At 35.7% G+C, this 25,184-nt stretch carries 26 protein-coding genes; 22 read left to right on the top strand and 4 right to left on the bottom strand.

Features of this window, described 5'->3' with window-relative positions:
- The 17 genes from rfbB to RAH34_RS12955 all read left to right on the top strand — a co-directional run bounded on the left by rfbB (window position 1) and on the right by RAH34_RS12955 (window position 17,600).
- Window positions 1-1,080: a dTDP-glucose 4,6-dehydratase gene (gene rfbB, locus RAH34_RS12875; protein WP_306596401.1), complete on the top strand. Its 1,080-nt coding sequence runs from the start codon at window positions 1-3 to the stop codon at window positions 1,078-1,080.
- A gap of 92 nt (window positions 1,081-1,172) precedes the next feature.
- Window positions 1,173-2,036, top strand: coding sequence for a glucose-1-phosphate thymidylyltransferase RfbA (gene rfbA / locus RAH34_RS12880; protein WP_306596402.1), 864 nt, complete (start codon window positions 1,173-1,175; stop codon window positions 2,034-2,036).
- Between the two features lie 174 nt (window positions 2,037-2,210).
- Complete coding sequence (locus RAH34_RS12885) at window positions 2,211-3,059, top strand: ABC transporter permease (protein ID WP_306596403.1); 849 nt, start codon at window positions 2,211-2,213, stop codon at window positions 3,057-3,059.
- 34 nt (window positions 3,060-3,093) lie between these two features.
- Window positions 3,094-4,329, top strand: coding sequence for a polysaccharide ABC transporter ATP-binding protein (locus tag RAH34_RS12890; protein ID WP_306596404.1), 1,236 nt, complete (start codon window positions 3,094-3,096; stop codon window positions 4,327-4,329).
- A 3-nt stretch (window positions 4,330-4,332) separates the two neighbouring features.
- Window positions 4,333-5,655: a glycosyltransferase gene (locus RAH34_RS12895; protein WP_306596405.1), complete on the top strand. Its 1,323-nt coding sequence runs from the start codon at window positions 4,333-4,335 to the stop codon at window positions 5,653-5,655.
- A complete protein-coding gene (locus RAH34_RS12900) occupies window positions 5,648-7,507 on the top strand; it encodes a DCC1-like thiol-disulfide oxidoreductase family protein (RefSeq protein WP_306596406.1) in 1,860 nt (619 codons plus the stop codon). The genes RAH34_RS12895 and RAH34_RS12900 overlap by 8 nt, the downstream gene beginning before the upstream one ends.
- A 44-nt stretch (window positions 7,508-7,551) precedes the next feature.
- Window positions 7,552-8,676 carry an acetyl-CoA carboxylase biotin carboxylase subunit family protein gene (locus RAH34_RS12905; protein WP_306596407.1) on the top strand — a complete coding sequence of 375 codons (1,125 nt, stop codon included), beginning with the start codon at window positions 7,552-7,554 and terminating at the stop codon, window positions 8,674-8,676.
- The gene (locus tag RAH34_RS12910) at window positions 8,673-9,305 is read left to right on the top strand and encodes an acetyltransferase (protein ID WP_306596408.1); all 633 of its coding nucleotides are present in this window, start codon (window positions 8,673-8,675) and stop codon (window positions 9,303-9,305) included. Before RAH34_RS12905 ends, RAH34_RS12910 begins: the two co-directional genes overlap by 4 nt.
- 5 nt (window positions 9,306-9,310) lie before the next feature.
- Window positions 9,311-10,450, top strand: coding sequence for an acyltransferase (locus RAH34_RS12915; protein ID WP_306596409.1), 1,140 nt, complete (start codon window positions 9,311-9,313; stop codon window positions 10,448-10,450).
- Entirely contained in the window at window positions 10,447-11,589 is a 1,143-nt protein-coding gene (gene rffA / locus RAH34_RS12920; protein WP_306596410.1) for a dTDP-4-amino-4,6-dideoxygalactose transaminase, read from the top strand. Before RAH34_RS12915 ends, rffA begins: the two co-directional genes overlap by 4 nt.
- 33 nt (window positions 11,590-11,622) lie before the next feature.
- The gene (locus tag RAH34_RS12925; protein ID WP_306596411.1) at window positions 11,623-12,237 is read left to right on the top strand and encodes a DapH/DapD/GlmU-related protein; all 615 of its coding nucleotides are present in this window, start codon (window positions 11,623-11,625) and stop codon (window positions 12,235-12,237) included.
- 2 nt (window positions 12,238-12,239) lie between these two features.
- A complete protein-coding gene (locus tag RAH34_RS12930) occupies window positions 12,240-13,364 on the top strand; it encodes a glycoside hydrolase family 99-like domain-containing protein (protein ID WP_306596412.1) in 1,125 nt (374 codons plus the stop codon).
- The gene (locus tag RAH34_RS12935; RefSeq protein ID WP_306596413.1) at window positions 13,357-14,202 is read left to right on the top strand and encodes a glycosyltransferase; all 846 of its coding nucleotides are present in this window, start codon (window positions 13,357-13,359) and stop codon (window positions 14,200-14,202) included. The genes RAH34_RS12930 and RAH34_RS12935 overlap by 8 nt, the downstream gene beginning before the upstream one ends.
- A gap of 29 nt (window positions 14,203-14,231) precedes the next feature.
- Window positions 14,232-14,900 carry a hypothetical protein gene (locus RAH34_RS12940; RefSeq protein ID WP_306596414.1) on the top strand — a complete coding sequence of 223 codons (669 nt, stop codon included), beginning with the start codon at window positions 14,232-14,234 and terminating at the stop codon, window positions 14,898-14,900.
- Between the two features lie 15 nt (window positions 14,901-14,915).
- Entirely contained in the window at window positions 14,916-15,737 is an 822-nt protein-coding gene (locus tag RAH34_RS12945) for a glycosyltransferase family A protein (protein ID WP_306596415.1), read from the top strand.
- Window positions 15,734-16,561 (top strand): glycosyltransferase, encoded by an 828-nt coding sequence (locus tag RAH34_RS12950; protein ID WP_114819864.1) that lies wholly within the window; start codon window positions 15,734-15,736, stop codon window positions 16,559-16,561. The genes RAH34_RS12945 and RAH34_RS12950 overlap by 4 nt, the downstream gene beginning before the upstream one ends.
- A 100-nt stretch (window positions 16,562-16,661) precedes the next feature.
- Window positions 16,662-17,600: a glycosyltransferase family 2 protein gene (locus tag RAH34_RS12955; protein WP_306596416.1), complete on the top strand. Its 939-nt coding sequence runs from the start codon at window positions 16,662-16,664 to the stop codon at window positions 17,598-17,600.
- Window positions 17,601-17,639: 39 nt separating this feature from the next.
- Here RAH34_RS12955 and RAH34_RS12960 read toward each other — a convergent pair whose 3' ends face one another.
- Window positions 17,640-18,674, bottom strand: coding sequence for an acyltransferase (locus RAH34_RS12960; protein WP_306596417.1), 1,035 nt, complete (start codon window positions 18,672-18,674; stop codon window positions 17,640-17,642).
- A 148-nt stretch (window positions 18,675-18,822) separates the two neighbouring features.
- Here RAH34_RS12960 and RAH34_RS12965 point away from each other — a divergent pair, with 148 nt between their 5' ends.
- Genes RAH34_RS12965 through RAH34_RS12975 form a run of 3 tightly spaced genes read left to right on the top strand, consistent with a single transcriptional unit; the run spans window position 18,823 to window position 21,376 of the window.
- On the top strand, window positions 18,823-19,386 hold the full coding sequence (locus tag RAH34_RS12965; protein ID WP_228411927.1) for a DapH/DapD/GlmU-related protein: 564 nt from the start codon (window positions 18,823-18,825) through the stop codon (window positions 19,384-19,386).
- A complete protein-coding gene (locus RAH34_RS12970; protein WP_114819859.1) occupies window positions 19,383-20,222 on the top strand; it encodes a glycosyltransferase in 840 nt (279 codons plus the stop codon). The genes RAH34_RS12965 and RAH34_RS12970 overlap by 4 nt, the downstream gene beginning before the upstream one ends.
- Window positions 20,222-21,376: a glycosyltransferase gene (locus tag RAH34_RS12975; RefSeq protein WP_306596418.1), complete on the top strand. Its 1,155-nt coding sequence runs from the start codon at window positions 20,222-20,224 to the stop codon at window positions 21,374-21,376. The genes RAH34_RS12970 and RAH34_RS12975 overlap by 1 nt, the downstream gene beginning before the upstream one ends.
- A 1-nt stretch (window position 21,377) precedes the next feature.
- Here the strand turns inward: RAH34_RS12975 and RAH34_RS12980 are convergent, their stop codons facing one another.
- From RAH34_RS12980 to RAH34_RS12990, 3 genes are read right to left on the bottom strand one after another with little or no spacing between them, the layout of a single operon-like run.
- Window positions 21,378-22,136: an SDR family NAD(P)-dependent oxidoreductase gene (locus RAH34_RS12980; protein ID WP_306596419.1), complete on the bottom strand. Its 759-nt coding sequence runs from the start codon at window positions 22,134-22,136 to the stop codon at window positions 21,378-21,380.
- Window positions 22,136-22,369, bottom strand: a complete 234-nt coding sequence (locus RAH34_RS12985) for a phosphopantetheine-binding protein (RefSeq protein ID WP_114819856.1) — start codon at window positions 22,367-22,369, stop codon at window positions 22,136-22,138. The genes RAH34_RS12980 and RAH34_RS12985 overlap by 1 nt, the downstream gene beginning before the upstream one ends.
- A 27-nt stretch (window positions 22,370-22,396) precedes the next feature.
- Window positions 22,397-23,368, bottom strand: a complete 972-nt coding sequence (locus RAH34_RS12990) for a 3-oxoacyl-ACP synthase III family protein (RefSeq protein ID WP_306596420.1) — start codon at window positions 23,366-23,368, stop codon at window positions 22,397-22,399.
- Between the two features lie 146 nt (window positions 23,369-23,514).
- On the opposite strand from RAH34_RS12990, the gene RAH34_RS12995 reads away from it, so the two are divergent.
- Complete coding sequence (locus tag RAH34_RS12995; protein ID WP_227941083.1) at window positions 23,515-23,991, top strand: DapH/DapD/GlmU-related protein; 477 nt, start codon at window positions 23,515-23,517, stop codon at window positions 23,989-23,991.
- A 38-nt stretch (window positions 23,992-24,029) separates the two neighbouring features.
- On the top strand, window positions 24,030-25,178 hold the full coding sequence (locus RAH34_RS13000; RefSeq protein WP_306596421.1) for a glycosyltransferase: 1,149 nt from the start codon (window positions 24,030-24,032) through the stop codon (window positions 25,176-25,178).
- Window positions 25,179-25,184 lie beyond the last annotated feature (6 nt).

Here is a 25,184-nt window from a genome sequence, read left to right on the forward strand (position 1 = left end):
ATGAAAAACATTATTATTACAGGAGGCGCCGGATTTATTGGCTCCCATGTTGTAAGAGAATTTGTAAAAAACAATCCGGACACCACCATCATCAATCTTGATGCTCTTACTTATGCCGGAAATCTGGAAAATTTAAAGGACATTGAAAATGAGCCTAATTATGTTTTCGAAAAAGCAGATATCACAAAACCGGAAGAACTTAGAAAAGTTTTCGAAAAATATACTCCGGATGCAGTTGTACATTTAGCAGCAGAAAGCCACGTAGACAGAAGTATTACAGATCCAATGGCGTTTATCAACACGAATGTGAACGGAACCGCTAATCTTCTGAATCTTTGTAAAGAATTCTGGACGTTAAATCCTGATCACACTCACGGCAGATTCCCGGATGAAAAAAGAAACAATCTTTTCTATCATATTTCCACGGATGAAGTATATGGAAGTTTAGGCGAAACAGGATTCTTTTTAGAAACTACATCATACGACCCTCAATCTCCGTATTCAGCTTCAAAAGCAGCTTCTGATCATTTGGTAAGAGCTTACGGAAACACCTATGGAATGCCTTTCATCGTATCTAACTGTTCCAACAACTATGGTCCGAATCATTTCCCTGAAAAATTGATTCCCCTTTGTATTTCAAATATCATCAATGAGAAACCTCTTCCTATTTATGGTGACGGAAAATATACCAGAGACTGGTTATTTGTTATTGACCACGCCAAAGCGATTCATCAGATTTTTAAGGAAGCAAAAACAGGAGAGACTTATAATATAGGAGGATTCAACGAGTGGCAGAATATTGATCTTGTAAAAGAACTGATCAAACAAATGGATGCCAAACTGGAAAGACCGGAAGGTTATTCAGAAAAACTGATCACTTTTGTAAAAGACAGACCTGGCCATGATAAACGTTACGCCATTGATGCCACAAAACTGAATAAAGATTTAGGCTGGAAACCTTCAGTAACTTTTGAAGAAGGATTAGCAAAAACCATTGACTGGTATCTGGAAAACAAGGAATGGCTGGAGAATGTAACTTCAGGAAATTATCAGGATTACTACAACAAGCAGTACAGCTAAATATATTGAGATAACAGGGAAATAAAAGCCTTTGTACTCAACAGAAATTCAACTCACAACACAAAAGAAATAAGCGCAAAACGCACCAAAACATGAAAGGAATAATATTAGCCGGAGGTTCCGGAACAAGACTTTACCCTCTTACCATTGCAGTAAGCAAGCAGCTGATGCCTGTTTACGACAAACCCATGATCTATTATCCGCTTTCCACATTACTTTTAGCGGGAATTAAAGATATTTTGATCATCACTACTCCCCATGATCAGGCAGGTTTTATCAAGCTTTTGGGCGACGGCTCACAAATTGGCTGTAATATAGAATATGTTGTTCAGCCAAGCCCGGATGGTTTAGCACAAGCCTTTATCCTGGGTGAAGATTTTATAGGTAATGATCCCGCAGCACTGGTATTGGGAGACAATATTTTTTATGGTTCCGAAATGGGAACTTTACTGAAAAACAAAACCAATCCGGAAGGAGGAGTTGTTTTCGCTTATCACGTAGCAGACCCTGAAAGATACGGCGTAGTGGAATTTGACAAAAACCTGAAAGCCGTTTCTATTGAAGAAAAGCCTTTAAATCCTAAGTCAAATTATGCTGTTCCCGGTCTGTATTTTTATGATAATAATGTAGTGGAAATTGCGAAAAATATCAAACCTTCTGCGAGAGGTGAGCTGGAAATCACAGATATCAACAATGTTTACTTAAATAGTGGAAAACTTGAAGTAGCTGTTCTCAACAGAGGAACTGCATGGCTGGACACAGGAACTTTTGATTCTCTTCATGACGCTTCAGAATTTGTAAGTGTTATTGAAAAAAGACAAGGATTTAAAATTGGCTGTATTGAAGAAATTGCCTTCAGAAACAAATTCATTGATGAAGAAAAACTTCTTGAAACTGCTACCAAATATGGCAAAAGCGGATATGGCGAATATCTGAAACAACTTATCGGAAAATAACAATTATAATTTATAAAATTCATAGACTATTGGCTTTATGGCCAATAGTTTTTGTTCATACCGTCAAATATCAATATATTAGTTGTTGATTTTTAGTTTTATTGACTATGAAAATTCATAAACTAAGAGATACGGTAAGAATTAATTATTATAAATTTGCAAAAACTTACACAGATGAATGAACCACAACAGAAGTGGACAGAGACGATTGATGCAGATCATTCGTTATTTGACTTGAAGCTAAAAGAAGTCTGGAGATACAAAGATCTTGTTTATATGTTTGTAAAAAGAGATTTTGTATCCAGCTTTAAGCAGACTATTTTGGGCCCAATCTGGTTTTTTATTAATCCCATTTTAACTACCATTGTCTATCTGGTTATTTTTGGAAGGATTGCCAAATTACCTACAGACGGAGCTCCGCCACTCCTTTTTTATTTGGCTGGAGTTACTCTCTGGAATTACTTTTCTTCATCATTATTGGCCACCTCCTCTACTTTCACCGGAAATGCAGGAATCTTCGGGAAAGTATATTTCCCGAGACTGGTTACTCCATTATCTATTGTCATCTCCAATCTGATGCGGTTTGGTGTACAATTCCTCTTATTTATACTGGCGTGGGCCTATTACCTGAACGAAGGAAAGATTCATCCAAACATATGGGTACTGGCAACACCGCTACTTATTTTATTGATGGCTCTTTTCTCTTTGGGATTAGGTATGATTTTTTCCGCTCTTACCACAAAATATAAAGATCTTGCTATGCTGCTGGGTTTTGGAGTAAGTTTATATATGTATGCAACGCCTGTGATATATCCTGTTTCATCATTACCGGGATTTTTCAAAAAACTTGCATTGTATAACCCTTTAACAGGTATTTTTGAGTGTTTTAAATACGCATGGTTAGGTGTCGGTGACTTCTCCCCCCTTATGTTAGGCATAAGCGCTGCCATTATACTTGTTATCATGGCAATAGGAGTTGTTATTTTCAATAAGGTTGAAAAAACATTTATGGATACGGTGTAATTATTCCTTGGTAAAAAATTTAAATACAAAAAACATGCTGGCTTTAAAAGCAGAAAACATATCTAAACAATACCGTCTGGGACAGGTCGGAACCGGAACTCTTTCTCATGATTTAAACCGATTCTGGCATAAAGTACGGGGAAAAGAAGATCCTTATCTGAAAATTGGAGAAGCCAATGACAGAACTACAAAAGGAGACTCTGAATATGTGTGGTCTCTTCGGGACATTAATTTTGAAATTGAAAAAGGTGATGCTGTAGGGATCATTGGAAGAAATGGCGCAGGGAAATCCACATTACTTAAATTATTGAGTAAAGTAACCAAACCCACTACAGGAAAGATATACACCAATGGCAGAATTGCTTCTTTGTTAGAAGTAGGTACAGGTTTCCATCCTGAAATGACAGGGAGGGAAAATGTATTTTTAAATGGAGCTATTTTAGGAATGACCCGCAAAGAAATCAAAAGCAAATTTGATGAAATTGTAGCTTTTTCCGGAGTTGAGAGGTATATTGATACACCTGTAAAAAGATATTCTTCCGGAATGTATGTTCGGCTGGCTTTTGCTGTTGCTGCTCACCTGGAATCTGAAATTCTTATTGTAGACGAAGTACTGGCTGTTGGAGATGCCGAATTTCAGAAAAAATGTCTGGGAAAAATGAATGATGTAACCAAAGGAGAAGGGAGAACAATTCTTTTCGTAAGTCACAATATGGCAGCCGTGAAGCAGCTTTGCACCTCAGGTATATTAATGAAAAATGGACAGGTAGCCCATCGCGGAGATATCAATACCGTACTGGAAAATTATATTATTAACGAGCTGTCTCCGAATATTGAATTCAAATACACAGAAGATATAAGTAAAAAAGCTCAGATTCAAAAAGTAAGGGTATATAATGATAAATCTGTAGAGACTACAGAATTCGGACACAATGAAGACATCAACGTAGATCTGAGTTTTATCAACAGAAGTGTAACTTCCGGCATCAGAGTAAATATCGCTGTTTTAGATAAGTTTGAAAATGTAATCTTCATCACCAGAAAAGTATTTGAAGAGAAAAATGAAAATAACTTTACAATAAAGATTGAAGGAGGTAAATTAATACCTAACACTTATGTACTTTCAGTTGCTATAGATACTCCGTCAGTAGAATTGTATGATATTATAAAAGGAGGAATACAACTTAATATCATTGAAACGGGACACGAGAATTTCCTTGCAGGAGATACGGATAACGGGATTATTAGCCCACCTGTAATATGGATGTAAAAAATGGGTAAAAAAATATTGATTCTTTCGACAGGGGACGTAAATGGTGCTTATGAAGCCATGTACAAAGTAGCTCATATTATGAAAAATATGGGTCATGAAGTTGTCATGTGTGTAAAACATAAAACAAAGAATGAAGAATTCATAAAAGCCTATCATCATCCCACTTCTGCTGCAGTAAAACAAAACCTGCTCACCTCAGTTATTAATAAAGTCAAGACCAGACTTAATATAGCCAAACCTAAAAAGGTTAAAAAAGTAATCAGTACGGACAGAAAATATTCTTTCTTCAGCAAAGATGAAATAACAGAAAATATTAATGTTGACAGCTTATTAAAAACAGTAGGCTTCCAACCGGATTTCATTTTTACAGGAATGACCATTGATTTTCTTAATAGCACAGATCTCCTTAACCTCTATAATGCCACAAAGGCCAAAATATATAACATCACAGTAGATATGAACCACTTCACAGGAGGATGTCATTTTTCCTGGGGATGTGAAGGGTATATCAGAGGATGTGATGAAAATTGTCCTGCCATTACAATACAAGATGAAAAAGTAACTGCGAAAAATAATTTTGAAAGAAAATACGAAAATGCCCAAAAAGCAAATTTCAAAATTATTGCAGGCTCTGGACTGACACTGATACAGGCTCAAAACTCGAAGATTTATAAAGATCAAAAAATAATTTATAATATCAACAGTTTAATTGATACTACTCTGCTCAATGATAAAAACAAGGCAATAGCAAAACAGGTTTTTTCTTTATCAGAGGACTGTTTTTACATTTTAACAGGTGCTCAGAACATGGAAGATCCCAGAAAAGGTTTTGCCTATCTGATTGAAGCGCTAGAATTGTTGGATCAGGAGTTACCACAGCAATTAAAAGAAAAAATTGTACTTCTTGTTGTTTCTAATACGGTTAATGAAGAATTTGACAAAGTAACTTTTAAAAAGCAGAAAATAGATTATATAAAAGATTACAGATTGCTGTCATTACTATATCAGGCCGCAGACCTGTTTATCAATTCGTCTGTTGAAGATTCCGGTCCTATGATGGTTTCAGAAGCATTGGCCTGTGGAACGCCTGTTGTAGGTTTTGATACGGGAGTGATCATGAATATGGTAATTAATGATTATAACGGCTATAAAGCCCCAATGAAGGACAGCAGGAAACTAGCAGACGGCATAAAAAGAATTTTTGACCTAGATAAAGATTCTTACAATGTATTTTCCAAAAACGCCGTACAACAGGTTGAAGAATTTTCTTCATATGAGTATGCAACTGCAATTTTTGCAAAAATATTAGACCAGAATGATTAAAAGATTATATAACAAAAAAATTTCCGGGCTGGGACTTGCAGTATTCAGAATTGTTTATTCATTAGTATTACTGTGTGGAGTCACTCAGTTCAACTATTTCAGACACCTGATTTTTGATAAAATTCCTTTCATAAATCCGGCAGAAATTGATTTTGGAATCCCGATAAAAATCTGGATGATTGCCATTATCTTTATCATCTTCGGTCTCTTTACAAGACTGGCCACCATTATCAATTATCTAATGACTATTATTCTCATTGGCAGTATCAATACGTATGAATACCATATGTTTTATGCTTATCTGGGAATTAATTTTCTGATGTTGTTTTTGCCTGTATCAAGGAATCTTTCATTAGACCGTCTTATTACAAAACTAAAATACTCCAATACCCGGTTCAATTATGATCCTCCTAAAAAGGTGAGTGCACTGAACTATCTTATTCCCATTTTTATTGGCGTTGCATTTGTATATTTTGATTCTATATTTTACAAATCCACATCTTCTTACTGGACCAGGGGTCTGGGTGTATGGTATCCTACCAGTTTTCCTTTTACCAATTTTTTCTCTATTCCTGAAGTTTTGGATCAGGAGTACCTGATGCTATTTTTGGGGTATCTTACGTTAGTCTTTGAACTGATATTTATTTTTACCTTTTTCCGTAAAAAATGGCGGGTTCCTTTGCTTATTATCGGGTTAGGTCTGCATCTGGGAATATCGATCTGCTATCCTATCCCCTGGTTTGGGCTAGGAATGTGTTCTATATATTTATTAATGGTTCCTGTCTCATGCTGGGAAAAATTATTTACCTTAAAAAGAGAAAAGCCAAGTATGGTATTTTATTATGATGGTGAATGTCCTTTGTGTAACCGTACGAAGATTATCATCCAGCATTTTGATCTTGCCGGAAGAGTAGATTTTAAGACAGTGCAGTATTATGCTGAACAGGAAGAACTCTTAAAAAATATTTCTACCGATGATCTTTTAAATGACATTCATTCTATCAGAAATGGAAAAATATATAAAGGGTTAGATACTTATATCCAGGTTTTTAATGCTATTAGCTATCTAAGGCCAATCAGTTGGTTCTTAAGAATACCGGGAATCTATCATTTAGGAAAATCTGTTTATCAATTTGTTGCAAAAAACAGAAATACAGAACGCTGTACCGAAGAAAACTGTGGCTATACTCCGCCGGCATTACCTCAGGATGAAGACAACTTTAAAATTCTCCAGAACTACACTTTAAAAGATCTGAAAATATCAGGGATTAAATGGGGACTTGGTCTCATTATCGTGATACAGATTATCGTCTCATACAATTCTATAGGGAATAAAGGTGGTTTTGAAAAAACATCCCTAAGCCGTGCAATAAACAAATTCTCAGATGCTTTAGAAAGACCTGCCAAAACTTTTCTGGGAATTACTCATCATGCTGTCTTTATGGATTATCATTTCAGCAACTATAACCATATTGTGGCTGTTGCTTACCTGGACGAAAAGGGCAATGAAACATGGTTACCGATCATAAAAAAAGACGGAACTCCCGGAACCTCTCTTTATTATGGTCCTGTATGGGTAAAATGGTCTTTCAGAGTCAACAATAATGAAATTGATCAACATAATTTAAAGAAAGGGATACGGGATTTCACAGCTTTCTGGGCCCATCAAAATAATATAAATCTGGATGATGCTAAATTCATTATTAAGCTTAAAAAAATAGATACAACACCCTATCATTGGGAAAAAGGATTTTTAAAAAGACAAATGGAAAAACCCTGGACTGATATAGGAATAGCAACATGGACTAATAAAAAATATTCTATTCAGATTCCGGAAATTGAAACTTTATAAATTATTTAAACAAATTATCAACTTTCAAACTTAAATATTCATTGATGAAAAAAATTGCAATATTAGGAGCCAGCTACTTACAGATGCCTCTTGTTCAGAAGGCAAAAGAAAATGGGTATGAAGTACATTGTTTCGCATGGGACGATGGAAGAGCGGTATGCAAAGAATATGCAGATTATTTTTATGATATTTCTGTTCTGGAAAAGGAGTTGATTCTGGATGAATGTAAAAAAATAGGTATTGATGGTATTCTTACCATTGCCACTGATATATGCATCCCAACAATAGCCTCCGTTGCCCATGAGCTCAATCTTACCGGAAACAGTATTGAATGTTCTTTACTGACAACCAATAAATCATTGATGAGAAAGTGCTTTGAAGAAAATAACATTCGGTCACCGCGCTCCATCACCGTTTCAGAATTTAATGCCAATGATTTCAAAAGCTTTAGTTATCCCTTAATCATCAAGCCCTCAGACAGATCAGGAAGTTTAGGAGTGATAAAAGCAGTTTCTCTTGAAGAAGCTAAGCAAGGCATTGAAAATGCAATAAGCTGCTCGTTCTCTAAAACGTGCGTTGTGGAAGAATATATCAAAGGAAAGGAAGTAAGTGTTGAAACAATAAGTTTCGGAGGGAAACATCAGATTATAATTATTACAGATAAAGTGATTACTACAGAGCCCTATTTTGTAGAACTGGCACACCATCAGCCGAGCTCGTTCCCGGAACCTATCCAAGACAGAATTATTGAGATGACCTACGAAATCCTCAATGCCACTAAAGTGGAAAACGGAGCATCACACGTAGAGCTTATGATAACAGAAAATGGTGATGTTTATCCGATTGAAATAGGAAGCCGTATGGGTGGGGATTTTATAGGGTCAGACTTAGTTCAGCTTTCTACAGGATTTGATTATGTACAGGCTGTTTTAGACATTGCATTAGGTCAGTTTATGTTCCCGGTCGATACTTCACAAAAAAAATATTCGGGAGTTTATTTTCTATCCGAAAACACCAAAGAGCTGTTACCGTTTTTTACAGAAAGCCAATGGGATGATTATATTGTAAAAAAAGAAATAACCAACCCTTCATTACAAAATGTACATTCCAGTAACGACCGATCCGGGTATTTAATTTATCAATCGGACAAAAAAATTGAATTGTTATGAAAAGGATTGCGATAATCGGATCAGGCCATCTTGGACAGCAGATTTTACATCATATTCAAACCGATACCGATGATAAGGTCGTTGGCTTTTTTGATGATTTTCTGGAAAAAGGGAATAGCGTTAAAGATCTTCCCATTTTAGGAGGTAAAGAAGATGTAATCAGTGTTTTCCAGCAAGATATCTTTGACGAGATCATCATTGCTATCGGTTACAACCATCTGGAATTTAAAAAGCAGATATTTGAAACTTTTAAAAATAAAATTCCTTTTTATACTTTTATTCATTCTGCAAGCTATATTGATCCTTCGGCCAAAATCGGAGAAGGCTCAGTAATTTATCCGGATTGTATGATTGATCAGAATGTAAAAATAGGAGACAATGTATTGATCAATATTTCCTGTTCAATAGCTCATGATTCATTGATCGGGAATCATTGTTTTCTATCTCCAGCTGTAGCTGTAGCAGGTTTTGTATCTGTTTCGCAACAATGTATTCTTGGAATAAACAGTACTGTTATTGACAATATTCATATTTCAGAAAAAGTACAGTTGGGCGGCGGTGCTGTTGTTATTAAAAATATTTCCGAATCTGGTTTATATGTAGGAAATCCGGTAAGATTTATACGATAATCCAAATGAAAATAAAAAAAAATATATTTTTTGGAGGGCTAAATGAGTTACGGGCAATAGCAGCTCTTTCTGTAATTCTGCATCATATTGAATTATTTAAACACCGTGATCAACTCGGAAGTTTATTTGATTATAAATATACCCAGTATTTTATTGAACATTTAGGCAAAAATGGAGTATTTCTCTTTTTTGTACTTAGTGGATTTCTCATTACCTACCTGCTGTTATCTGAAAAAGAAAAAAACAGAACTGTATACCTTAAAAAGTTTTACTTAAGAAGGATTTTCAGAATCTGGCCTTTATACTATATAATTATTTTTATATCCTTTATTATTATCCCCGTTTTAGTCTTTTATTCTCCGTTATTTTCTATTACACCATCCTATTATCGAATGATAAAAGATGCATCAAACTATGATTTAAAATCTTTTCTTCTCTACTTTATGTTTCTGCCCAATTTCGCACTGAAAGCAGGAAAAGTTGTTGTAGGAGCTACACAATCATGGTCTGTAGGTGTTGAAGAACAGTTTTATATTGTTTGGCCTATCATTGTTTCCTTTTTTAAAAGAAAAACAATGCTCCTTATTTTCTTATCTATTTTGATTGTTTTTGCGATTATTAATCTTCAATTTTCAAACTCACTGATAGGAAAAATTGTTACTATTATTCCATTTGAATTTATGGCTATTGGAGCATTGGGAGGATATTTCTACTTCAAAAAGGCAGACAAATTTACCCAATACACAAAGAGTAATACCTTATATATTATTGTATTAATGCTCATAGCAATTCTAATTTCTGTTCCTGTTTTTAAGCTGTATATTCAGAATATTATTTTAGGCTTTGTATTTTTATTACTGATTTTAATAACGATAAACTCATCAAATAAAGTAGTATTAAGGAGCAGATCTTTTTCGTTCTTGGGAACTATCTCTTATGGGATTTACATGTACCATCCTCTTATTATGTTTTTAATATTCCCTGTTTTTTATAAGCTACTAACATTTTATAATAATATATTTGTATTTAATATTGGTGTATTGATGTTTATACCAGGCATCACTATTTTAGTCAGTTATGGCTCGTATAGATACATTGAGAAAAAATTTATAAACATCAAAGATTCAAAATTTAAAACACTATGATCCCATTTAACAAGCCATTTATTATTGGTAAAGAACTTACATATATTGAAGAAGCTGTAAAGAGCGGTAAAATTTCAGGTGATGGAATGTTTACAAAAAAGTGCCAGCAGTTTTTTGAACAGAAATATCATTTTCCAAAAGTACTGATGACAACCTCATGTACAGATGCACTGGAAATGGCTGCCATTTTATGTAATGTAGAACCGGGAGACGAAGTAATTGTTCCCAGCTATACTTTTGTATCCTCTGCTAATGCTTTTGCTCTCAGAGGAGCAAAAATAGTTTTTGTAGACTCCTGCCATGATAATCCCAATATTGATCCTGTAGAAATAGAGAAACATATCACCGAAAAAACAAAAGTAATTGTTCCTGTACATTACGCAGGGGTAGCATGTGATATGGAAAAGATTATGGACCTTGCTCACAGGCATAATTTATTTGTAGTGGAAGATGCTGCACAGGCCATTGACAGCTATTATACTTTCTCAGACGGAACCAGAAAAGCATTGGGCTCAATAGGTCATTTTGCTGCTTTTTCGTTCCATGAAACAAAAAATATCATTGCCGGAGAAGGAGGAATGCTAGCCATCAATGATCCTCAGTATTTTGACCGTGCTGAAGTAATCCGGGAAAAAGGAACAAACAGAAGTGCTTTCTTCAGAGGAGAAGTAAACAAATATGGCTGGGTAGATCTCGGCTCATCATTCTTACCCTCAGAAATTATCTCGGCTTTCCTCTATGCTCAGCTGGAGAATCTGGAAACCATTCAGAAAAAAAGATTAGAAATCTGGAACCATTATCAGAACGGACTTTTCGCACTTCAGGAAAAAGGTTTCATTACCTTACCGGACATGCCTTCTTATGCAACAAACAACGCTCACATGTACTATATTGTTTGCAGAAGCTATGAAGAAAGGACAAATCTGATTCAATATTTAAAGGCCCAGGATATTCACCCTGTCTTCCATTATTTAAGTTTGAATAAAAGTGATTTTTTCCTGGCCAATAATCCTGAAATAGATATTCCCAACTCTGATCATTTTACAGATTGTCTGCTAAGACTTCCATTTTATTATGAATTATCTGAAAATGAGCAGCATAAAATCATAGAACTGATTAACAGTTTTTTTACAAAATAATATAACTGCCTCATCACTTCTCAATCACAAAACATGAATTTTTTAAAAAAACATATTGTCAGTTTTTTATTTGATGTATTGAATTCGAATGCTTACAAAACCCATCAGCAAAACAAACTGAATGCATGGGCTCAGAAGAGCTTCAAAAAATTCGGAACGAATTCTGCATTACCTGAAGAACACTGGATAAAAAATCCTAAATATATTTCAATAGGTAAAAACTTCAGCTCTTTATTTCATTTACGATTAGAGGCCTGGGATCGTTTTCAGGGACAGGAATTTCATCCTGAAATTGTAATTGGAGATAATGTGGTATGCAACTCCGATGTTCATATCGGAGCAGTCAATAAAATTATCATAGGAAATAATGTTCTTATGGCCAGCAGAATTTATATTTCTGACCATTCTCATGGCGGTATAACGATTGAAGATCTGGAAAAGACTCCTGCTACAAGACCCTTATATTCCAAAGGTCCTGTTATTATTGAAGATAACGTCTGGATTGGTGAAGGCGTATGTATACTTCCCGGGGTTACCATTGGGGAGAATTCCATTATAGGTGCCAACGCTGTAGTAAATAAAAGTTTTCCAAAAAACTCAGTCATTGCTGGAATTCCCGCCAGATTAATAAAAACATTAGAAAACTGATTATGAAAAAAATAAAGCCCCTTGCATTTTATCTCCCTCAATACCACCCTGTTCCGGAAAATGACGAATGGTGGGGAAAAGGATTTACAGAATGGACCAATGTAAGCAAAGCCAAGCCTTTATTCGAAGGACATGAACAGCCCATATTTCCTGCAGATCTTGGATATTATGATCTGCGTGTTCCTGAAGTAAGAGAACAGCAGGCCCAAATGGCAAAAGATTATGGAGTACATGGGTTTATCTTTTATCATTACTGGTTTGGCAGCGGCAAACAATTGCTGGAACGCGTTGCCAATGATGTACTGAAATCAGGGAAACCGGATTTCCCTTTCTGTTTCTGCTGGGCCAATGAAACATGGTCAGGGATATGGCATGGATTGTCAGAGAAAATACTGGCAGAACAGACCTATCCTGACGAGCAGGATTTAATTGCTCATTTCGAATATCTGCTTCCTTTCTTTAAAGATGAAAGGTATATCAAAGTGGATAATAAACCTCTTTTTATCATCTATGATCCCAACCATTTAAATGATGGCGATCCCCATTATATCTCAAAGTTCAGAGAGCTTGCCAGAGAAAACGGATTTGACGGATTGTACGTGATGGCTTCCAATAAACTTTCTGATGCCATTGATTTTCAATCTATGGGATACGACAGTAAAATTTCCAATGCTTTTCAGAAAGCCTGGGTACCGCATATTAATAAAAAGGAATACATTTCACATTCTCAATATTATAAAAATAGAATAAAGGGATTAATCGGATTTAAGAAAAAAGAACAGCCTAAAGTAAGGATTCAGGATGCTCAAGAGGTCGTAAATGACTTGAAGTTTGAAGAAAGCAATGTTCCTACCTATCCATGTATACTACCTAATTGGGACAATACCCCAAGAAGCGGATACAGAGGCATCATATTGGCTAATAATTCTCCCGAACTATTCGAAAAGCAGGTTGAGAAAGCGGTAGAATATCTCGAAGATAAAAAAAATTATCCGGAGCAGTTTCTTATTGTTAAATCCTGGAATGAGTGGGCAGAAGGAAACATCCTGGAGCCGGACAGAAAAAATGGCTTCGGCTATTTGAATGCATTAAAAAAAATCTTGAATAAACACAGTAGAAATGAGTAGATTCAGTGTACTTATTGCCAATTATAATAATGGTCACTTTTTTGAAAAGTGTTACCAGAGTTTAATGGCTCAGACTGAAACAGACTGGGAAGCAGTCATTTTGGACGATGGCTCTACTGATGATTCTCTTGAAGTCATAAGAAAAATTATAGGCAATGATCAGCGGGTTAAAATCAATCAAAATGATCAGAACCGAGGAATCGGATATACCAAAAAGAGATTAATACAGCTTGCTGAATCTGAAATTTGCGGTTTTTTAGATCCTGATGATGCGTTGACAAAACATGCCTTGGAGCTTGTTATTAAAACTCATGCCGAATATCCCGAAGCAGGTATGGTGTATTCCAATCTGGTATTTTGTGATGAACATCTTAATCCGAAATCAGTACATAAAGCGAAGCAGATTACAGAGTTGGACCATTCTTACTATAACTTTAATGGTGAGATTTCACATTTTGCTACTTTCAAAAAAAAGATATACGAGAAGACTTCCGGTATTGACCCGTTTTTAAAAATCGCTGAAGATAAAGACTGGTACATGAAAATGTGCGAGGTAGCTCCGGTACAGTATATCGATGAAGATTTGTACCTGTACAGAATTCATCAAAATGGAATATCTACCACCAAAAATACAGAAAAAGCACTCTTCTGGCATTGGGTAGCCCTTATTAAAATGGCAGAAAGAAGAAACATCAATATTGAAGATCTTTTTCTGGAAAACTATATTCCGAAAAACAAATACAAATATACCCTTGATAAGCTGGACCGTGTGAAGAATTCACGATGGGCAAAACTGGGAAATAAACTTGGACTATTTAAAATCTTCAGGTACCTGTAAGATTTTTTAAACCGTTTAGATAAAAATATATGATTATTGGCAATGGAATTTTGGCGGCAGCCGTAAGACCTTATGACAGAGAAGATATCCTTTTTTTTGCATCGGGGGTTTCCAATTCTCTGGAAAAGAACCCTGCAGAATTTGAAAGAGAGATTTCTCTGTTAACAAAAGTGACAGAAGAATTTCCTGAGAAAAAACTGGTTTACTTTTCAACCTGCAGTATTTATGATCCTACAAAAAAGGATAGTCCATACGTTAATCATAAGCTTAACGCTGAAAAATTCATTACAGAACACTGCAAAAACTTTGTCATTTTCAGAATTGGAAATGCAGTAGGACGTGGGGGAAATCCAAACACATTGATTAACTTCCTTAAGAACTCAATTCTGGCCGGAACTCAATTCACAATACACAACAATGCAAAGAGAATTCTCATCGGTACTGATGATATTGCTCTGTTTACCAAACAGTATATGGATGTACTGAACAATGAAATTATTAATCTCACCTACCCTTATCAGTATTCTCTCCCGGAAATTTTGTTTCAGCTGGAGCAGCATTTGGGAAAAAAAGCAGTATTTGAAAATATTGACGAAGGTTCTTATTATAATATAGAATTCAATCCCCGCACGGAATCTTTTTTTGCGGGCATTTCTTCTGAGAATTATCTAAAAAAATTATTTTCAGCCTATTTATAAAGCAAAACATATCAAATGACAAATAAAGTTTCCATTATTGTTCCTTGTTTTAATCATGCAAAATATCTGGAAGAATGCATACAGTCTGTGATGAGCCAGTCTTATACGAATTGGGAATGCATTATTGTAGATGACGGTTCTACTGATGATACTGCAATAGTATCCAGAAAACTTGAAAATGATAAAATACGCTATGTTTATCAGGAAAACAAAGGTCTTTCCGGAGCCAGAAATACAGGAATCAGAAATGCTATAGGAGATTATATTCTGCCTCTTGATGCAGATGATACGCTTAATCCGCTTGCTTTAGAAAAGATGGTGGCTGTATTTGATCAGAACCCTGCTACTTTAATCGTTTTTTCAGATACGGTTACTTTTGGGCATACCAGCAAAAAATCAAATTTACAGGAAACATTCACCCTTAAGGAATTGCTTTTGGGAAATAAATTATACTGTACCTCCATGTTTGCCAAAAAGTATTTTGATGAAGGCATTATTTATGACGAAAAATTAAGACATGGATTTGAAGACTGGGAATTCTGGATACAGCTTATATCTTCACACAGAAACCAGCCCGTCACAAAAATTGATTACGTTGTTTTCAATTACAGGTCTCACCCCGACACTTCCATGATAAAAGATATCACCGGCAGCAATGATAAAAAAGAGTTTATCTACCATGCCGTTTATGAAAAACACAAAGCACTGTTTCATGAGTTTTTCCCCAGTTATATAGCCCTTTTAAACAGAAAAACATTTTATGAAAAAAAACTGGAGAATATATACAACAGTAAACCTTACAGAATATTTAACTTTTTAAAAAATTTATTTAGATGAGTCAGTTTGTACACGTGATCATGACAAGATTCAATGTTCCCACAAAAGGTTGGAACGAAACACGTTCAGGATATAAACCTCTAACGGAAGAATGGCTGGATGACCGGTTCAAGTTATTCAGAACTTACGTACTTCCTTCCTATAAAAACCAAACCAATCAAAACTATATCTGGCTGACCTTTTTTGATGTAAATACGTCTGATAAGTTCAGAAAAATCATCAAAGAAATCGAAGCAGAATATCCTGTTTTCAGAGCCGTTTTCGTAGAGGATTTTGATGTAATGAAAACCAAAGCAGTAGAAGTAATTCCTCAATTCTTCACTCCTGACACAAAATTTGTTATCACCAGTGAACTTGATAATGATGACATGCTTCATCAGGACTATGTAAAAACAGTTCAGGAACATTTTAAACCGATTCATGATCTTGTGATTGACTTAAGAAGAGGATATCAGCTGACAATGCTTCCGGATCGTAAAGCGGTCGTAAATGTATATAATGCGGTCGTAAACCCATTTGTAAGTCTGGCAGAAAGTGTGGATAACTTCAAAACCATGTTAAAAGAAAGAGCTCACAATAGTTATCGTCACTATCCGGATTTCTCTGTGGAAGACAGCAAGGAAATGTATATACAGATTATCCACCAATACAATCTGATGAATGTTACCTTTAAACATAAAGCTGTTCCTGAGGTTGATTTTTCAGAATATGGAATGACTGAAGACACAAAATTTACAATAGACCGCTTCAAAACACTTCAGCATAATATTGCCAGAGTACCCTTTGTAATGGGACTTATTCTGAAAAAAGTTTTTAAAAGATAGATTCATCAGGGTTGAAACTTAACAGCCTGCAGAGATGATATAGGGGCAAAAGAACTGCTACCCGTTATTTGAAAATTAAATTAAAAGCATAATCCGAAAAATGAAAATTTCAGTCATCATTCCCGTCTACAATGCCGAAAAATATGTTGCTCAGGCTGTAGAATCCGCTCTTCAGTTTGAAGAGGTATATGAAGTGGTATTGGTAGAAGACAAATCACCGGACAATGCCTTGCAGGTGTGCCGGGAACTTGCTGAAAAAAATGCCAGGGTAAAACTCTTTCAGCATCCGGACAAAGGAAATCATGGGGCAGGTGCCAGCAGAAATCTTGGAATGGAAAAAGCTGAAGGAGATTTTATTGCTTTCCTTGATGCAGATGACTACTATCTTCCCAACCGTTTTGATGCAGAAAAAAAACTTTTCATCAATCATGAAGTAGATGGAGTGTATGGCGCTATTGGGGTTCATTATTATTCTGAAAAGGCAAAGGAGCAGTATTATAAAGTATTTGGAGACCGCCTTACTACCGTTTATAAAGAACATCTGCCTAAAGATGTATTTCCGGGACAGCTGAATATGAGAGGAACTTTCGGACTTTTCAGTATTGATGCTTTAACGATCCGTAAGAGTTCTTTACAGAATATGGAATATTTTTTCAAAACCCATTTAAAACTTCACCAGGATACAGAATTCCTGTTCAGACTCTCCTACTATCTCAATCTGTATCCGGGAATCCTTGACAAAGCTGTAGCTGTGAGAGGTGTTCACGAGAATAACAGAATTACCAAAGTAGATTCCGGAGAAGTGAAACCGGCTTCCACACGAGTGGTATTGTGGAAGGAAGTTAACCACTGGGCAGAAAATGAAAATACCATTCCTGAGGATATTAAGCTTCACATTAAAAGGGTATACAGAAGTTTCCAGATTGCCAATGCTCCCCTCCTGAAAAAATGGGGAATGATCACAAAGTATTTGTTGACGGACTATAAAAGCATACGCTCAGGGTTGTACAATATCAACTTCAGAAATGAATTATTCTAACGACAAACTAAATATTTAGTTCAAAATAAAACCTATCTATCAACGCTTTACAAAATGGATCTTTCTCAAAAGATTTCGCATCGGCTTTTCAATAAACTGGTAAAAAACGGCGGAACTCAACAGCATTACAATAATATAAATTAAAAATACGATATCTATGCTGAATGTACACTCCTGCCATTTCAAAAACTCCCTAACAAGGTAAAGCACAGGAATATGGGTGATGTATATACCATAGCTTATTTCTCCCAGATACTCCAGTGGCTTCATTGAAAAGAACCGGGAAATCTTTCCATTATTAGCAGAGATCAAAAGGATTGCAGGGACAAACAGCAATGCCATTAACCCATTGTGGTAGAAAAGTGGGACAAACATCAGAGACACAAGGATCAGTAAGAACACGATGATAACCTGGCGGTCATAATTTTTCTGCCTGTAATTTTTCACAAAAAATAGCCCTGCAAGATTTCCGATAAGGAATTCATTAAGATGCCAGAATGGGAAATAGTAAAGAAATTCATGGCTTTTCGTATGAGGCCCTTCATAAGCACCATACACCGGATAAAGATTAGAAAACACCTGTGTAATCAGCCAGAGACCAATGGCAAACACCCAGATCATTTTGTTTTTCCTGGCATAAAAATAATTATACAAAAACGGAAAAAGCAGGTAAAAGAAGAACTCTACAGAAATCGACCATCCCGGAAAATTCAGGATCATGGCTTCTCCCGGTATCCAGCTCTGGATGCCCAATCCATATAAAAGCAGTTTATACCCATCGAACATCTCATATCTTGTGATAAAATAGAGCAAAAGTCCCAGCATATAAAGTGGATAAATCCTGGCAAACCTGTTTTTGTAAAATTCCAGGTAATCAATTTTATCTTTCTTGTGATAAGCAATGATCATGATAAATCCTGAAAGAATAAAAAAATAGCTTACTCCTACGTTAGCCCTCAGAAAAAGATTGGAAATATAATCTATCTTATATAAAAACAGATCTTTATTGAAATGAGAAATTACAATAGCCATTGCGGCAACAAACCGGGTAAATGTAATCTGACTTATCTTCACAGAACACCAAATGATTTACTTTATCTAAACTCAGCAACCTCAACCTGAAAAGTTGTTGTATTAAGTATAAAGTATTAATTTTTAAGGCACAAAAATAAGATTTATTATTATAATTATTTAAAACAAATTATATTTGTAAACTACAAATGTGAAAATAAATTCAGGTATGCTTGATGAAATTTTAGCAAAAATTCAACGGAAAAGCCAGATTTCTCGTCTCAAAAAACACCCTAATGTTTCTTTTAAAGGGATAAAGCTTGGGATCAGCAATCATTTTGTTCTGCACGAAAATCTAAAAAACGTTACACTCGGGAACTCCATGAGTTTCAGAAATTATGTACATATTCTTGTACAGCAGAATGCCACTTTAGAAATCGGAGATCATTTTTTCATGAATAATTTCTGCTCTATCAATTGTCTCGACAGGATTTCAATAGGAGACAATACATTATTCGGAGAAGGGGTAAAGCTGTATGACCACAATCACGCTTACCAGACTCAGCCGGAATTTAAGCTGTTCTCCTCCGAGTTCACTACAGCTCCTATCAAAATAGGAAGCAACTGCTGGCTTGGAAGTAATGTGACCGTCTTAAAAGGAGTTACTATTGGAGACAACTGTATCATCGGTGCAGGATGTGTCATTCATAAAGATATTCCGTCTGATACTACTGTTATCAATCATCAGGATCTAATATTCAAGGGACGTTCATGAAGTTTTCTATCCTTATTGCCCATTACAACAACGCCATTTTTTTTAAAGATTGCTTTGAAAGTATTCTTCAACAGACCTATACAGACTGGGAAGCTGTAATTTTAGACGATGGCTCTTCTGAAAATGAGAAGAAAATAATACAGGAAATGATTTCAAAGGACAAAAGATTCAGGTTTTTTGAAAATGAAAAAAATTCCGGTGTAGGAGTTACAAAAAGTAAGTTGATTGAACTGGCCGAAGGTGAAATCTGTGGTTTTCTGGATCCGGATGATGCTATTTCCCCTACCGCAATTCAAAAAGGTATGGAGATTTTTCAGGCTAAAAAAAATACAGTCCTTACCTATTCAAGGTTTATGACCTGTGATCAGAATCTAAAGCCTATAGCGCCGTTCAGATCGGCTATGCAGGTACCGAATGGGGATCCTTGTTTTTTCAATTTCCCGATTCAGATTGCTCATTTTGTAACCTTCAGAAAAGCAGTTTATGAACAGACGGAAAAAATGAATCCCAATCTGAAAATAGGGGAAGATCAGGATTTATATCTTAAAATGTATGAAAAAGGAAACGTTCAGTTTATAAATGAAACGAACTATCTTTACAGAACGCATCAGGGCGGAATTTCTCAGAATGACAATAAAAAGAAATCCCATGAATATTTTGCTCAGGTGATTTTCAATACTATGAAGCGCAGAGGACTTACTACCATCAATGGAAAAAAAGTTCCGGAAAAGTATACCGGTGCAGATGAAATATTCGGTCTGCTGCAGTATCAGCATCAGTTGCCTTTCCGTATCATGAAAAAAATAAAAATTACGTTACAATCAATCTTCGGATAATGTTAGAAAAAAAAATAAAAATTTTGTTCAGGCACCGTTCCATGGAAATGGGAGGTGTAGAAAAAGTACTATTAGGACTTCTCAACAACCTTGATCCTGACAAATTTGAAATGACGGTATGTCTTACCCTGAATCAGGGGAAACTGCGTGATGAGCTTCCGAAGCATGTAAGAAAAATATACCTTACAGACGGAAAAGAAGATTTTTCCCACAATTCTATCTTACAGAAACTTCAGCTCGTTAAAAGAAGAATAAAGCTGAGAAAACTGAAAAATACACCTGCCATTGCAGATCATCTTATCAATGATACTTTTGATGTTGAGATCGGGATGGATTACAGAGACTATGATGCCATTCTGAATTCAACCAATAAGAATTCAAAAAAAATCGGATGGTTTCACTCAGAAGTCAATGTTCCTCAATTTCAGCCTTTGGTGCCCAATATTTTAAAAAGTTTCCCACAGTTTGATCATATGGTCTACTGTTCTCATAAAATAAAGGATATGATGCATGAATACTACCCGAATCTCAGTTATCCGGCGGAGAGTGTCATTATCAATCCTATTCCTATCGAAGAAATTAAGCGCAAAGCAGAAGAAAAACTTGAAAATTTTCCTGAAGGACCTGTCTTTGTATCTATAGGAAGGCTTCATTCAAGAAAAGGATATCATAAGCTTATAGAAGCTCACACAAGGCTTATCAATGATGGTTTCCATCATACTATCATAGTCATAGGTGATGGTGGTGAAATGAAAAACCTTAAGGATCAGGCAGCCGCTAATAAAGTGGAAAAGACATTTATTCTGGTAGGAAACCAAATGAATCCTTATCCTTATATCAAAAAAGCGGATTATTTTGTTCTGCCTTCGGAGTCTGAAGCATGGCCATTGGTGATTGCTGAAGCTTTAATTCTTCAGAAACCTATTATTGCCACAGAAGTAGGAGATGTAGGATTGATGATCAAAGACCGTGAGACAGGATACCTCATCAGTTATGAAGTAGATGAAATGTATTCAGCCATGAAGACATTCCTTACCGATCCCGACCTTGTTCTCCACATCAGAGAGAATCTTAAATCAATTGAAAGCCAGTTTGACAATAAGAAAATATTTGACAGCGTAGAAAATATTATAGAAACGCTGCACAAAAAGTAAGTTACTGAGCAGAATATCCACCGTCAATCACAAGGTTGCTCCCTGTTACCCATTTCGAGGCATCAGAAAGTAAAAAAATACAGGCATTCGCTACATCTTTAGGTTCACCTATTCCCAGCGGATGCTTTTTTATGATTTCTGATGAAGCTTCTTCTCCGATATTTTCAAACATTTTCTCTAAAATCGGGGTATTAACCATTGCCGGACTAATGCTGTTGACCCGAATATTACTTCGTGAAAGCTCCACAGCCAAAGAACGGGCTCCGGAAATTACAGCACCTTTACTGGCGGAATACGCAGCCTTCCCGGCCTCTCCTACCATTCCTGCAACAGAAGAAATAAATACGAAACTGGAGTTTTCGTCTTTGTATTTTTTTAAAGATAAAATTTTAGCAATTTCAAGTCCTGCAATGACATTTACAGCAAATATGTCCTGATAGAGCTGAGGATTGTGCTTTTTTAGTGGTAAGGTTTTTTCGATACCGGCGCAGTGAATAAATCCTGATATTTTCCCTAAAGCTGATACTTTATCTGCAATCATTGCTTCAAGGTTTTCAGATTGGGTAATATCTTCAGTAATGGTTTGAACTTTTGTTTCCGGATTGAGCATAGAAACGGTTTTCATCAGTTCTTCCTGGTTTCTTCCTACGAGAATCAGATCAGCACCGCTATGGCTGCATTCTACAGAACAGCTTCTCCCGATTCCGGAAGAAGCGCCTGTAATGAGAATAATTTTATTTTTTAATGAGAAAGCATCCATTAATCTTCAAAATTTTCTTTTCCTATAACATTCATCAGATCTGCAACGGTTTCCACATCCTTAAAATGCTTGGTATCAATTTTTTTACTGAAATTTTCGTCTACAAACGCAATAACAGAAAGTAGGCTGATAGAGTCATAGCTTTCTAAAGATTTCAGGTTCGTTTCAGTAGTCAATGTTTCATCTTCTTCCAATTCTTCCTGTAGTTTTTCTAAAAAAACGGATGTTTTCATATTTTATAATTTTAAATGTTTTGTTTTTTAAATTTCCATTATGGTAGCTCCCCATGAATATCCAACACCGAATCCTGCCATTAAAACCTTATCTCCTTCTTTCAGCATTCCTTTATCCATCATATTTTTAAGAGCAATAGGAATCGTTGCAGAAACCGTATTCCCTGTTTTTTCCATGTCAATATAAAACTTTTCTGCCGGTATTTTTGTTTTCTTTCTTAAATAATTCAGCATAAAAGAATTGGCCTGGTGAAAGACAAAGTGATCAATATCATCCATAATCAATCCATTCACTTCCAATGTTTCTTTTACCAGTCCCGGAATATTTTCAATCGTAAAATTAAAAATTTCAGGGCCATTCATATAAATATTTTCAGGGCTGAATTCGTGTTCAGGATTCAGTTCAAAGTCTTTTTTGAAAGCTCCTTTTTTCACGATAAGATTTTCTGCACCGCTTCCGTCCGTTCCCAGACAGAACTGATAATCATTACCTTCAGCTTTTTCAATAATAGCAGAGGCGGACGCATCTCCGAATATGCTTCGGTTTCCCTTATCATCAGGATGAATATGTTTGGTGTACGTTTCTGAAGTCACCAAAAGAATACTCTTTGCAATTCCACCGGCAATCAGTCCTTTTGCAAAAGCCAATCCATACACAAATCCTGAACAGCCAAGATTGAAATCTATAGCTCCGATATTTTTTCTGAGCCCCAATCTGTCCTGCAAAATACAGGCCGTTGTAGGAAGAAAATACTCCGGACTCTGGGTACAGAACAAAATAAAATCTACCTTGTTTCTGTCATAATTTTCGAAAATTTTTTCTGAAGATTGTACAGCCATATCCAGTACGGTTTCGCTGTCAGAAGAAATATGGCGCTGGGAAATCCCCACTTTCTCCTGGATACGTTCGGAACTCCACTCAGGGAACTGCTTTTCAAGGTCCTCGTTAGTGAGCACCTGCTGAGGCAGATAATATTCTATTTTTGAAATTTTCATCATATTAATAAATTCTCTTTCTTTGCAAAAGTAACGAAAACAAATTTACACTTGTGATGATTTTTATATTCAGAATCCTATTAAAAATAGACTCCCTCTATCATACTTTTTTGAACAGGGGCAGTCTTGAAGTGGCTAAATATAGAGGTATGAAAGTAGGAAAAAACTTTAATATGCCTGATAAAGTGTATTTCGGAACCGAGCCATACCTTATTGAAATTGGTGATAATGTGAATATCGCAGGAGATGTAAGGTTTGTTAACCACGGTGGAACAACCACGCTGCTTAGAAAACTTCCCGGTTATGAAGATGCAAGAATCCTGGGAAGAATAAAAATCGGAAATAACTGTACCATTGGGCTGAATGCTGTTATTATGCAGGATGTACAAATTGGAAACAACTGTATTCTGGGAGCCAACTCTGTATTGTCACAATCTATGCCGGATAATACGGTCTTTATCGGAAACCCGGCACAATTTCTGTGTACTATTGAAGACTATGGAGATATTGTTCTTAAAAACAACCCGGAATATCCCCGTGAATTGGAGAAAGACAGAAAAAAGCTGGATGCTTATATCAAAGAAAATCTTCCTCACAAGTATAAAAAAGCAAGAAAAATTAAATAAATTTAATCTTGTAAAATCATAAAAAAGAAAAAAACAAATTGAAAAAGAAAAAACTCCTCATTCGTATAGGTTCATTACGTCATGGTGGTGCTGAGAAAGTATTAATCAACTTTTTGAAGAATCTGCCTGCTGACAAATATGAAGTTGACCTTCTGGTAAATCTCTACTCAGGATTGTACATTAAAGAGGTTCCTTCATGGGTGACGCTGTACTATTTGACAAAAGGAGAAATGATAACCACCAACAGGCCGCAGGATATTCCTGTGAAAGCCTACAGGGTTCTCTATCAGAAAATGTTTCTTTGGTTCCCCTCCCTTCTTTATAAATTTGTTTTAAAGAATAAAAAATACGATGTAGAGATTGCTGCCATCCATGCGATGCATCAGGAAATTCTATCCAGTCCTCAAAAAGATTCTAAAAAGATCATTTGGGTACAGAATGATATTTTCAATTTAAAAGAATATACTCCTGAAGTCATCAGACAGTTTTTCAGATTCGACAGAATTCTGGTAATTTCCAATAAACTTCAGGAAGGAATGCATGATTTGGCTAAAAATGAAGCTGAAAAAGCATCGGTAATTAAGATCTTCAATCCGATTGACAAAAATGATACGCTAAGAAAGGCGGATATTGAAGTAGATGACTATCCTTTCAACAATGATCTTCCCACTTTTGTAACAGTAGGAACCGTATATCCTCAGAAAGGATATGACAGATTGCTTAATGTGCATAAAAAACTTATTGATGAAGGGTTGAAACATCAGCTTCTGATCATCGGCGACGGGTATGATTTTAATAATATTCAGGATCAACTCAATACACTTGGTCTTCAGGATACTGCAAAAATGCTTGGTTTCAGCAGTAATCCCTACCCATATATGAAAAAGGCGGATTTCTATATAATGTCTTCACGCCATGAAGGATTTCCTACCATTATTGCCGAAGCTCTTATTCTGAATAAACCTATTTCTGCAACGGATATTTCCGGCATCAGAGATCTTCTGCAGGATGGAAAACTCGGGAATATCACTCCCAATTCCGAAGAAGGGATTTATGAAGGAATGAAAAAGTTCCTTACCGATAAAAATATCACCGAAGAATACAAAAAGCAGATCTCGGAAACAGAGCTTCCGTTTGTTCTGGAAAAATCTGTAGAACACCTTCAGAAAATAATTGACGAAGTATAAACCTAT

The sequence above is a fragment of the Chryseobacterium sp. WLY505 genome (assembly GCF_030846215.1).
Lineage (GTDB): Bacteria > Bacteroidota > Bacteroidia > Flavobacteriales > Weeksellaceae > Chryseobacterium.